The 11012-nt window shown below is 56.1% G+C and carries 12 protein-coding genes and 2 pseudogenes; 9 read left to right on the forward strand and 5 right to left on the reverse strand.

Annotated features, from left to right (window positions below):
• Both BLW38_RS16045 and BLW38_RS15340 read right to left on the reverse strand, forming a co-directional pair.
• Positions 1-100, reverse strand: a pseudogene (locus tag BLW38_RS16045) (IS1595 family transposase); the annotation flags it as partial.
• Positions 101-171: 71 nt separating this feature from the next.
• Positions 172-825 carry an AIM24 family protein gene (locus BLW38_RS15340; protein ID WP_092818062.1) on the reverse strand — a complete coding sequence of 218 codons (654 nt, stop codon included), beginning with the start codon at positions 823-825 and terminating at the stop codon, positions 172-174.
• Positions 826-1032: 207 nt separating this feature from the next.
• Here BLW38_RS15340 and BLW38_RS15345 point away from each other — a divergent pair.
• A pseudogene (locus tag BLW38_RS15345) lies at positions 1033-2090 on the forward strand (CNNM domain-containing protein).
• 181 nt (positions 2091-2271) lie between these two features.
• On the opposite strand, the gene BLW38_RS15350 reads toward BLW38_RS15345, so the two are convergent.
• Positions 2272-2616, reverse strand: a complete 345-nt coding sequence (locus tag BLW38_RS15350) for an ArsR/SmtB family transcription factor (RefSeq protein WP_092818063.1) — start codon at positions 2614-2616, stop codon at positions 2272-2274.
• A 144-nt stretch (positions 2617-2760) separates the two neighbouring features.
• Here BLW38_RS15350 and BLW38_RS15355 point away from each other — a divergent pair, with 144 nt between their 5' ends.
• Positions 2761-3267, forward strand: a complete 507-nt coding sequence (locus BLW38_RS15355; protein ID WP_092818064.1) for a GbsR/MarR family transcriptional regulator — start codon at positions 2761-2763, stop codon at positions 3265-3267.
• Here BLW38_RS15355 and BLW38_RS15360 read toward each other — a convergent pair whose 3' ends face one another.
• A complete protein-coding gene (locus tag BLW38_RS15360) occupies positions 3268-3819 on the reverse strand; it encodes a hypothetical protein (protein WP_092818065.1) in 552 nt (183 codons plus the stop codon).
• Positions 3820-3998: 179 nt separating this feature from the next.
• Here BLW38_RS15360 and BLW38_RS16610 point away from each other — a divergent pair, with 179 nt between their 5' ends.
• From BLW38_RS16610 to BLW38_RS15380, 4 genes are all read left to right on the forward strand, one after another.
• Positions 3999-4778 (forward strand): hypothetical protein, encoded by a 780-nt coding sequence (locus BLW38_RS16610; RefSeq protein ID WP_245710264.1) that lies wholly within the window; start codon positions 3999-4001, stop codon positions 4776-4778.
• 237 nt (positions 4779-5015) lie between these two features.
• Positions 5016-5735, forward strand: a complete 720-nt coding sequence (locus tag BLW38_RS15370) for a hypothetical protein (RefSeq protein WP_092818066.1) — start codon at positions 5016-5018, stop codon at positions 5733-5735.
• 39 nt (positions 5736-5774) lie between these two features.
• Positions 5775-6626 (forward strand): ABC transporter ATP-binding protein, encoded by an 852-nt coding sequence (locus tag BLW38_RS15375; protein WP_092818067.1) that lies wholly within the window; start codon positions 5775-5777, stop codon positions 6624-6626.
• 83 nt (positions 6627-6709) lie between these two features.
• The gene (locus BLW38_RS15380; RefSeq protein ID WP_245710265.1) at positions 6710-8236 is read left to right on the forward strand and encodes a hypothetical protein; all 1527 of its coding nucleotides are present in this window, start codon (positions 6710-6712) and stop codon (positions 8234-8236) included.
• Between the two features lie 164 nt (positions 8237-8400).
• Here BLW38_RS15380 and BLW38_RS15385 read toward each other — a convergent pair whose 3' ends face one another.
• The gene (locus tag BLW38_RS15385) at positions 8401-8829 is read right to left on the reverse strand and encodes an RDD family protein (protein WP_092818069.1); all 429 of its coding nucleotides are present in this window, start codon (positions 8827-8829) and stop codon (positions 8401-8403) included.
• 164 nt (positions 8830-8993) lie between these two features.
• On the opposite strand from BLW38_RS15385, the gene BLW38_RS15390 reads away from it, so the two are divergent.
• From BLW38_RS15390 to BLW38_RS16050, 3 genes are all read left to right on the forward strand, one after another.
• On the forward strand, positions 8994-9491 hold the full coding sequence (locus BLW38_RS15390; RefSeq protein WP_092818070.1) for a DUF3592 domain-containing protein: 498 nt from the start codon (positions 8994-8996) through the stop codon (positions 9489-9491).
• A 255-nt stretch (positions 9492-9746) separates the two neighbouring features.
• The gene (locus BLW38_RS15395; RefSeq protein WP_218143087.1) at positions 9747-10592 is read left to right on the forward strand and encodes a halocyanin domain-containing protein; all 846 of its coding nucleotides are present in this window, start codon (positions 9747-9749) and stop codon (positions 10590-10592) included.
• Positions 10593-10697: 105 nt separating this feature from the next.
• On the forward strand, positions 10698-11009 hold the full coding sequence (locus BLW38_RS16050) for a DUF7847 domain-containing protein (RefSeq protein WP_143040922.1): 312 nt from the start codon (positions 10698-10700) through the stop codon (positions 11007-11009).
• The last annotated feature ends 3 nt before the right edge of the window (positions 11010-11012 follow it).

Consider the following 11012-nt stretch of genomic DNA (forward strand, 5'->3'; position numbering starts at 1 on the left):
GACTCCGGTCGCGCTCGCGGCCTTTCTTCCCGGCAGAGACGTAGAACTCGTCGATCTCGACCGGGCCAACGAGGTTGATGGCTGGCGCGTCGAGCGTTCTTCGCGTTCATCCTCGCGCTCCCAACTGGATGAAAAGCAGAAGGATCCTTCGATACCAATGACTATCAGTTATCAGAGTTCTTCATAGGGTTGGACGACGACGAACCCCTCGGTTCCGTCAAAGTTCATCTGGAAGCGTTCCCCTGACTCCTGACCGATCATATCCGAGAGGTTCTTGTTGACCTCGACGCTTGGGGAAGTCTTGTTCCACGCGACAGTGGCGCTGGGATCGGTCGTGACCGGCGGTTCGAAAACGAGCGGATCGCCGTGCGTCGTGAGTGCGATGAATCCCGGGCCCTGCAGATAGACGTTCGTGAAGCCACCTGCAAAGGCACCAGCGAGACCGTCGATCTTGTCGATCTCGTACGAAATCCGTGATTCGAAGGCAAGGATATCCTCACCGTTGACAGTGAGTGCATCGTCATCGTCGAGATGGATGATCTGGACTTTCTTTTCGTGATCCGCGAGATAGACGTGCCCGTCTCCTTCGATACGCATCACAGGTGTTCCTTCACCGGTTGTAGCTTCCTTGAGGAACCCCGAAATCCCGCCCTCCGGCGTCGCTTGCCCGGTGAACGAGATATCACCGGTATAGGCGACCATCGCCCCAGCTTTCGCCATCACAGATCCGTCGACGACGATATCGAGTGTATAGCTATTCTCACGTTGAAACGTCTCAGCGGTTTCCGTCGGCGCGTGTTGGGTTTTGAATTGGTCAATATCCATCGGTTTCACGGAGCCGATCAAGAGCGGCCCTATCGATGGTTCTTCGGAATGAATTATGAAACGTGTGATGACTACAAATCCCTTTCAAGCTATCCAACCAGGTAGCACACCAATGTTGCTATCGGCGACGTAGGTCGGGTGCTGTCATCGTCGACGACACAGGGTTTCTCGTTCTTTTTTTTATTCAGCCACGAGAATATTCCTGCGATGACGCCGCTTGAGATCACTCTCCGCGTGGCGGCAGGGGGGTTCCTCATCCTCATTAACGCGTACTTCGTCGCCATCGAGTTCGCCCTCACACGGGTTCGGCAGTACCCGAAATCGGAATTCGATACACCAGCGCTACCAGCAGGCGTGGGAAATGACGAACGATCTCGAACTGTACCTGACGACCTGTCAGATCTGAATCTCCGGAACGAGCACCGCATTAGGGATCATCGCAGAGCCCGGCTTAGCTGCGCTCTTCGAACCACTGTTCGAAAACACGGCTCTCGCTTCGGTCGGAGCCGGCTCGCTGCTCGGCTTTTTCCTCATCAATATAGTGCACCTCACCCACGGTGAACAGACGCCAACGTACCTCGGCGTCGAACGCTCAAAGCAGGTTGCCCGGTACGGCGCTGTCCCACTATACTGGTTCGTATGGCTAATTTCGCCGCTGATCCGTTTCGGAGACTGGGTCGCAAAGGCGACACTCAAACTCTTCGGCGTCGAGATGACAGGGGGCGTGGCTCGAAACTGAAGAAGAAGTTTTGGAGACACACGCGCAACTCCGTAATCGCCTCGGTTCGATGATGGAAGAAATCGAACTACCCGAGGAACGCCGGGAAGAGGTACTCAACACCTTAGACGCCGATGAACTCGAAGTCAGTGAAATTATGACGCCAGCAGACGAGATCGTCGCGTTGTCGACGACGAAGTCGGTCGACGAGAACATCGAGCAAATTCGGAACACGCCACACACCCGGTTTCCACTCGTCGGGGACGCCTTGACCGACTTCGTTGGAATCGTGTATTCACCATCAATCATCACCCACTTCGAGGACCTACACGATGGGACGAAAACACTGGCAGACATCGCAGCACCAGCGATGACAGTGGCGTCCGATACGAACGTGAGCGATGCGTTCGACCAGTTCCAGACGGAAGCACAAGAAGTAGCGCTTGTCGTTCAGGATGGTGAGATCGTCGGGTTGTTGACTGCAACCGACGCTTTGGAAGCCGTGATGGGGCAACTCGAAGGCCCGCTCGATACGGGAACGTTGTAACTCAAAGCACGAGGTATGAGTCGACCACCCTCTGCAGACGAGGACGATTCGGACAGCGAGGAAACAGAGACGAAACACTCGATCGAATCATTGACTTCCTTGCAACGTACCTGCCGTAAGAGCCACGTAGGGAACCACAGAGCGAAAGTTACTGTCTCGAAGCTGTTGGACGAGGAAGTGATCACTCGGTGTCGTCGTGGAATTCGACGACGAGCTGTTCGCTCGCAAGGGCGTACACCGTCATTTCTCGGCCCTTCTCGGAGTACCACGTCTCGATCGGCGTGATGAGTTCCACGTCGTGGAGCCGATCGAGGTGGTAGGAGACGTTCTGTATGGATTGGTCGAGTGACTGAGCGATCTCGGACGCCGTTTTCGGGTCCGATTTGAGCGTTCCCAAGATCGCTTGTGCCGTCTCGGATGAGAGGACCTGGAGCACCTCAGTTGGCTCGTTGCGGTCGACGACGATGTTCGTTTGTTCACGGGGAGCGTGGGTGACTGGGGGCTGGTGTGGGAAGGCGCTTGCCATAGGTTTGAAGAGGGCCCGGACGATTTATTCTGTTTGTTCGGTACACTCTGAACAAACGAATCAAACGATTTAATACTTACGGAATCCATAACCGAAGTATGACTCAACAGAGTACCCATCACGGAGTATGGACAACATCCATCTATGAGTGAAGATGATCGTGCCGTCGCACGCGAGCGGGTCATCGAGTCGATGGAGCAGTCGGCAGAAGTCTACGGTCTCAGCCGGAGTGCAGGCCGGATCTACGGCGTGTTATACTTCTCCGACGATCCCCTTTCAATCCCGGAACTCGTCGACCAGACCGGCTACGCGAAATCGACGATCAGCAACGTCACCCGTACCTTGACCCGGATCGGACTCATCCATCGTCGATCATCGGCGGGCGGCGGCCGACGCGTCAGATATACAGCCGAGCGAGAGATCTGGTTCATCCTCCAAGACGTGTTCCAACAGTACGTTCAACGGGAGATCCAAACAACGCTACGGACGATTCAACGCGCACAAGCACAACTACCCGACGATGGCGAAACCGAAACTGAACGGATCGAAGAGCTTCAAGAGACCTACGAGGATCTGCAGGAGATAGCCACCCTCGCGTCGGACTTCACCGCCGCAGAACTCCGAGACGCCCTCGAGTCCTACGATCGATGATCACCAGTACACGGTGTACGTACAGGTGTCGTCCCCGTCACGACGACACGTGTCTCCCGTCTCCTCGATGAAGACGAACGCATCGACGGACGCGTACTGCCTCGCGACACCACGGATGAGTCCACGGTCGAACGGACAGGGGTACGGGTTGTAACACGTGAGTTCGCCGGCTCGATCCTCGATCTGCTCGAACTCATAGTAGCCGATGTCGCCACCACGATGATTCTGTTGGTAGGCCGCATCGATCGACTGGAGCCCTTCGGGAACGGTATCGAAGTCGTTCGGCCACGTGGCGACTTCCGGAAGTTGTTCGCCAAGCCGATCGAGGACATGCGGCTGTAACTCCTCCGCGATCGTCTCAAAGGTATCCAGCCAGGTTTGTTGCGGATACCACTCCTCGGGGTCCGGATCGGTGATTCCTTCCGCAGCTAGTGCTTGGAGCGCCCGTTCCTGATAGGCTTCAGAAAACCGTCCGATTGCTGTTTCGACGATCGTGAGGACCGTTTGACCGTTCACCTCTACGCCCCGGTCAAACGCTTCATAGGTGGCCATTATGTGTACCACCGATCGCATCAGGAAAGTAACTTCGGTATGAAAGCGCTACGCGAGAATTGATCGATTCCCGAGGAACAACACACGTGTGGTAACCGTTCTATGACACCCTGTATCTTAGTTAAAACTCGATATGAGCCTTCCCCCTGCTTATGCCCTGGTGCGACCAAGAACAGTATATGACCCTCCACCTTGGGCGAGCGATCAATGATGGAATCAAGCGGGTACTCACGCCAACCGGTGGGATACTGCTCGTCGTGTTTCTTGCACTTCAGTTGGTGACACAGGCGTCGATCAACACGGCAGTTATTAGCGTCTTCCCACCAGGACCGGCAGGCGAAATCGAAGCGGCCCTCGGAATGACGCTTCCAGTTTCGGGTACTGTTGCCGGTGGCCTGTTCGTCGGAGCAGTCGTCCTCAGCTCCGCGTATTTCGTCGTCCTTTCACGGGCACTCACCCGCCCCTCAGAGGAATTATCGAGCTTCCCCAGTGATCTCTACACGCGACGAATGGGGCGAGCCACGCTTTCGCTGTTCGTCGGCGGGCTCATCGTCGGCCCCGCCATTATGATCGGATTCGTATTGTTGTTCCTTCCCGGGATATTCCTCGCAGTCAGCTTTCTGTTCTTCACGTTCGCAGTCGGCGTCGAGGATCGAGGAATCATCGGCGGACTCAAACGGAGTTGGGGACTTTCGCGTGAAAATCGACTGAAGCTCGCCGTGATCGTAATCCTGGCTGGCGTCATCGGGTTCATCAGTGGCATCGTCGGCACGCTCTTCGATCTCGCCAGCGCAGCGATCGTCGGCGAACTCATCGTCAATACGCTCAATAGCGTTCTCTTCGTCCTTCTGTACGGGATAATCGCGGCGGCCTATCTACAGGTGGAGACACAAGACGACAGCCCAAACCGAGTCAATACGAGTGGGGTATCTAACTCACACGAGAGTGTTGGGAGTTAATCAGAAACGTCACCCCCTACGAGATCGGCACTCCCAAAATACAGAAACACGCGGAGTAACTACAGGAACCACAATCAGGGGAAGCCCTTTGAAGTCTCCAGTAGAATTGGTCCCTATGAGGTCCCTCCACACGAGATCCCTCCATCGAGAATGTGTCCGAGACGGTTCGACGTTCTTGACGTGGATCGTTTCGGAAAACCCACCTGATTCGTCGAACGCTCCACGACTCCTGGATTAATGCTACTCACAGTTGTTGGGCTCGTTTTCATTACTCTTGGCCTCGCCATCGGCTGGTATGGTCTCCGGCCGCTTGCGGTCGTGCCGAGAGTCCTCTCTGCTTCCGTTCAAGATCCGAGTGCCGTCACGGACGATGAGTCGTTTGCCGTCTGTTATGGCGTGGTGAACGAATCCGGAGAGACGCTCTCAGCGCCGTTCACGGGAGTCCGATGTCTCGGTTTTGAGTTCGAAGTCACCGAACGACAACCGTTCGGGATCGGCATTCCGTGGTTGCAGGCCCACCTTGACGATGGCGTCGCGACACGTCCGTTTTCCCTAGATGGGCCTCGTGGCGATCTCGACGTCGTGCCGTCACCAAAGCGGTTCGTACTCGACACGGAATCAACGGTCGTTACGGTTGACGCGAGTGAGACTCCGCCGGAAAGAATCCAACGGTTCATCGACGTTCGAGACGATCTCGAACCGGTTGCCAAATGGATACGGATCGTCCCTGGACTCGGCACCCGTCGCTACGTAGAACGTCGAATCGATCCCGGTGAAGAGTATCTCGTTGCGGGGCCTATCGAACGGAGACAGCACGAGGTCGTCCTCACTGGTGATCTCGTGATAACCGATCACACTCCGAAACGATTTGCAAGTGCACGTCTGCGACGTGCGGCGTTTCCGACGATGATCGCGGTCGTCTTCATCACCATCGGAGTTGGAGGTATCGTCATATGATCGATCGCAGCACTGGATCCACCACAGTAACTTGTTGAGATGACACGAGTAAGACACGCCATTGAGACGCGAGATCTGACGAAACGATTCGGGACAGACACCGCCGTTGACGGACTTGACTTGACCGTCGATCGCGGTACGGTATACGGTTTCCTCGGCCCGAATGGTGCGGGAAAAACGACCACGATGCGGATGCTGACGTCGCTGACACGGCCGACTGATGGTGAGGCGTGGATCAGTGGGGACCCCGTCACGGATCGCGACGCTATTCGGGAATCGATCGGGTATCTCCCCGAAGAACCGCCGGTTTTCGACGAACTCACCGGCCGGGAGCAACTCGAGTACTTCGGACGGCTTCGTGACGTTCCCACAGCCGACATGAACGACCGAATCGCGGCGTGGCTGAACCGATTCGACCTCACTGGAGATGCCGACAAACGAATCGAGGACTACTCGAAGGGGATGCGCCAGAAAGTCGGCCTGATGCAGGCGCTGCTACACGAGCCCGACGTCGTGTTCCTCGACGAGCCAACCAGCGGCTTGGACCCGCGTGCAGCCCGGACAGTCCTCGACGTCATTGCAGAGCTGACCGACGACGGTCACACCGTGTTCCTGTCGACACATATCCTCTCGGTCGTCGAGGAGCTCGCGGACACGGTGGGTGTTCTCTACGAGGGAGACCTCGTTACTGAGGGTTCACCTGCAGAACTCACGGCGCAGATGGAAGCAGAAGCAGGAACGACGCTCGAAGACGTGTTCCTCTCGGTCACCGCCGAACGGGAGCCGGTTGCACCCAAGTCGAACTCCGGGACTGCCGCCACAGACTCACGGGACGGATCGAACGGAGACGGTGACCAGACTGCATCAAGCGCACGACCTGACGATCGATGACACGAGCGAAACGTCCACGCCTCGTTGCTCGTACCGAACTCCGACGCCGCTGGCGGGTGATCAAAGGAAACTCGACGCAGTTAGTGGCTCTCGCGTTCGCGGCTCTGATGCTGTTTCCGGTCTCGATCGCTGGCGTGGTTGGCGCGTACTTTGCCGGCGGCTTCGTCGCTGGAACCGAGACTGGACCGCTTATCGAATGGATCCGGATGGGGTTCGTCTACGGTTGGATCTTCGTAGTTGGATTCGGAGGATATCGTGCGTACGCCGTCGCGCTTCGCCCCGACAATCTTGATGGGTTATTGACGACGATCTCCCACCGTGATGTGATCGGAGGCATCGTTCTCACAGAACTCGTGCTTTGGTCCGCGTTCCTTCTCACGATCGGAACTGCCGCCACGGTCGCGTTCGCCATCGGCGCTGGCTCGGTCGTTACGATTCCCGTTGTGTTTCTCACGCTCTGTCTCGTGCTCGCAACGGGTCTTCCAACGGGATTCATTCTCGCACTTGGCGTACGAAACGCTGGTGTTCGCTCGCTTTTGCTCAGCCGTCTGCGAATGCTGTTTCTTCTCCTTGTCGGTATCGGGTACTTTCTGGTGATCGTTACGAACGCGTTTACGTCGATACTCGAACCGCTCCATCGTGTTCTCGCACCGACGCCGATCAACTGGTTCGGCGATCTCGCGGCAATCGGACTCGGGGTCGGTGCGTCGCCACTTCGTGCGATCGGTATGATCGGATTCTCGGCCGTGTTCACCATCGCGGCCGTTTTTTCGCTGTTTCGACTCTCGGAATGGCTGTGGTACGCTGACGGGGTGCACGTTACCCACGAGGTGGATCGAACGGAAGACGAGTCGTCGACGTTCGGCATACTCTCACGAGTCCTCTCTCACCCCGTCCTCGGGGTGGTGATAGTCGATTGGAAACGTGCACGTCGGGCACCGATCTCGCTATCGTTCGCACTGTATCCGGTGATCGTTCTCGCCGGGCCGCTCGTAACGGCCGTCCAGTCCGGCGAAATCGGAACTGGCCTTCCGCTGTGGATACTTCTCAGCGGTACGTGGATCGCCGGTGCGCTGTTTGCTCTCAACGTGATCGGCCAGGAGGGCGCTGCGCTCCCGGTCACGCTCCTCTCGGAGTCGCCTGAGCGCGCGCTGGTCGTGGGACATATTGTTTCTGGTGGTCTTCTGCTCGCTCCGGTGACTGTTGTGGCAACCGTCGCCACGGGCGTTTTGAGCCCACACTCGCTGCCGACCGTGGCCAGTCTCGGTGTCTCAGCACTCGTGTTATCGGCGATTTCGGGTGCGATCGCGACGGGCATCGGCGCCGTGTTTCCACGCTTTGAGGCTGTTAGCGTTTCTCGAAGCAGGAAGGCGATCGTGCCGAGCGTCCTAGGATTCGTCGGCTACTCGATCGTGGTCGTCGTCGTCGCCCTCCCAACCGTGATCGCCCATTCAGGTATCGTTGGCCATGCAGTAGCCTCGTTCACCGGTATCGATCAGTTCCTGATCGGTGTTCTCGGAACGGTCATCTCGGTCGTGTTCGCGTGTCTCGTCAGTCTCGGATCGATGTACATCGCACGGGACCGCGTTAGCGACTATCGGATCGGATGAATAGTATTCAACATAGGACCGGAGTTTCTCCTTCTGGGGTTGGCTTCCGTTTTAGCGGTTCGTCTACAGATAAGCAAGGCGAGTGCCTCGGGGCTTGACCCCGAGGGTGAAGCCGACACTTAGACATGTTCTGTACGTTCGAAAAGACGGTCGACCTGAACCGACTAGCGCCGCTTGACGACGATCGTATCCGCGACCATATCGCCGACGCGTTGGTTCTCCTCGGTAACTAGGATCAATACCATCGCAACGAGGTTCGCGGTCGGAAGGGCATCAACGACCCAGAGCAGGTTCCGAATTATCGATGCACCGATCGTACAATCGGACCCGTCGGATTTGACGACGACGAGTCCGAGCAGGTACTTTCCAGGAGTGTAGCCGTAGATCCCCTCGAGCAGGAAAACGTACACGACGGTGATGACGATACCAGCAAGCGTCAGTACCAGGAATCCTGCGTCCCCAAGAGCCGACCCGAGAACCATACAGACGGCCCAAATCAGCCCGATGAGAAGGGAATCGATCAAGTACGCGAGCACACGGTGGCCGATGACATCGCCGTTCGTTCCGAGTTGCGGTTGCGGATGTTTCCTCATATGTATTCTATTAATTTCAGTTCTTTTCTCATTGTTTAAAACCTCCGGAGAGGGTTCGACTCATACGAAGTCTACCGTGTCACGTGGATAGAACCCATCGGAGACCATGATATCGTTCGTAGCTTCCGATACACACTTGCGTTGGCACCGGTACCGTTCCGGGCGTGTCCGCTGATTCGCGTCTTCCGATCGGCGATTCCGATCGCAATTCCGTCCGAAAAGGAATACTGTTCCTCCTCGTTGGCCTCGCCGTCATCGGTTATGGCGGCTTCGACTATGTCACCCAACAACAGGCGATCGATTCAGGCGTCTCGGTGAACGCGACCATCCTCGAAACGGGTGTCGAAGCCGATGGAACGGGTTCAAGCACGGGAGTCGAACATTATCCGACGGTTCGATTCGAATACGTCTACCAGGGAGAGCGATATACCTCAACCAAGATCTATCCCTCATCAGTGAGACGCGCATACGATACCGAGTCCGCTGCGAGAGACGCGATCGAGGAATACGAGACGAATACGACCGTCACTGCGTATACGACTCCGGACTCACCAGGCAACGCGTTCCTCCGAACGGAGGAATCGAACGGCCCCATCATTGCGATCGGCATCGGCATAGTGTTCGTCCTTCTGGGCGGACGCTCCGTCCTGAAAGAGAGCTAGATCCGTCCGTGAAGTCTTGGAGATCGAGCTCCGTCGATGGGGTGCGTTGTGTTGCGATGAAAGTATATTGAATATGATATATAAACGATCCGCTCGAGCTCAGTACTACGTGTTGAGTCATTTACAAGTGAGACATCACAACAAGGCGAAATACCGTTCAAGATTACCTTGAAGAACACCCCAACGGACTAATTCTAAGTAACTGAAAACTACCCCCTCCTTTGTATAAATTCGTAAGCCAATTTCGACACGGATATGCCCTCCAGCAATCGACGTACGTTCCTCGGAACAAGCATCGCCGTTGGACTCGGTTCCCTGACCGAGTTCTCTAGCGTTCAAGCACAAGACACCCATTCGACGTCGACACCGAACGAAAGCGACGACGAGGATGCTCTGGATTCCTGGCTCGCAAGTGCGAACGATCCACAGACGCATCAGATCCACGATCTTCGATATGAAGACCCGCCGACCGTGTATCTCGGCGTGTCGAATACGAAGTCGTTCTCTCCGCCTGCGATAAAAGTCACACCTGGTACGACGGTGACGTGGGAGTGGATCGGAAACAACGCGGAGTACAACGTGGCAGCTACCGATGGAACCTTCGACAGTGGCCAGCCGGTTTCGGATGCGGGAGAGACGTTCGAGTACACGTTCGAATCAGAAGGAACGTACAAATACGTCAGCGAGCCACACGCGGATGCGGGGATGAAAGGTGTCGTGGTTGTCGACTCCGCACCGTCGAGCGGGTATCCAACCGTTGATGAGTGGCTGGCGGGAACGAACGAATACGACGGAACCATCACGGACCAAACGAACGAGGACCTCATTGAGATAACGACTGGAGCGAAGGGCAACGATGGTCATTTTGCGTTCGATCCGCACGCATTGAAGGTCTCGGCCGGAACCACGGTCCGGTGGTCGTGGACTGGGAGAGGCGGTGCTCACAACATCACTTTTGAAGATGCTGACCTTGGTAGCGAGACCATCCACGCCGAGTCCGGTGTCCATTTCGAGGAAACGTTCACTGAGACTGGCGTCTTTCGATACGCCTGTCAACCCCATCGCGCTATTGGTCAGCGTGGTGCAATCATCGTTGAGTAACTGTAGGCCGACCTATTTTCTTTTTGTTTATTGCACTCTCCCTACCGATTTTCGCATTCAGAAAGAAGTGTTGCGTTATATGCTGTTGTGAGTTCCATACTGGATATGGCCCTCATCAAGTCCCTTCGGACAACTCCACAGGTCCTCCGGAGTAACCCGGTTCTGTTTGTTCCAGTAGCGATATTCGCATTGTTACAGGTCCCCCAACTGTTCTTACAAACGGTTGACCCGATTAGCTCACTTGTTGGATCGATTCTCTTTATGGCAGTCTTTCTCTTCATAACACCAGCATTCTATGCTGGGACAATTGGAATGTCCAATGACGCAGTGAACTACCCCTGCCTAGTCGCTGCCTTCGTCGGCTCCTTGAGGCAGGGGCTTCCTGTTTCGATGACGCGCTTTGCAGACACCGAATGAGTG

The organism is Halopenitus malekzadehii (assembly GCF_900108505.1).
Classification (GTDB): domain Archaea; phylum Halobacteriota; class Halobacteria; order Halobacteriales; family Haloferacaceae; genus Halopenitus; species Halopenitus malekzadehii.

Bases quoted from the DNA above. Each gene is read 5' to 3' on its own strand.
- BLW38_RS15340 (WP_092818062.1), bottom strand. From the start codon at position 825: ATGGATATTGACCAATTCAAAACCCAACACGCGCCGACGGAAACCGCT.
- BLW38_RS15350 (WP_092818063.1), bottom strand. From the start codon at position 2,616: ATGGCAAGCGCCTTCCCACACCAGCCCCCAGTCACCCACGCTCCCCGT.
- BLW38_RS15355 (WP_092818064.1), top strand. From the start codon at position 2,761: ATGAGTGAAGATGATCGTGCCGTCGCACGCGAGCGGGTCATCGAGTCG.
- BLW38_RS15360 (WP_092818065.1), bottom strand. From the start codon at position 3,819: ATGGCCACCTATGAAGCGTTTGACCGGGGCGTAGAGGTGAACGGTCAA.
- BLW38_RS16610 (WP_245710264.1), top strand. From the start codon at position 3,999: ATGACCCTCCACCTTGGGCGAGCGATCAATGATGGAATCAAGCGGGTA.
- BLW38_RS15370 (WP_092818066.1), top strand. From the start codon at position 5,016: ATGCTACTCACAGTTGTTGGGCTCGTTTTCATTACTCTTGGCCTCGCC.
- BLW38_RS15375 (WP_092818067.1), top strand. From the start codon at position 5,775: ATGACACGAGTAAGACACGCCATTGAGACGCGAGATCTGACGAAACGA.
- BLW38_RS15385 (WP_092818069.1), bottom strand. From the start codon at position 8,829: ATGAGGAAACATCCGCAACCGCAACTCGGAACGAACGGCGATGTCATC.
- BLW38_RS15395 (WP_218143087.1), top strand. From the start codon at position 9,747: ATGCCCTCCAGCAATCGACGTACGTTCCTCGGAACAAGCATCGCCGTT.
- BLW38_RS16050 (WP_143040922.1), top strand. From the start codon at position 10,698: ATGGCCCTCATCAAGTCCCTTCGGACAACTCCACAGGTCCTCCGGAGT.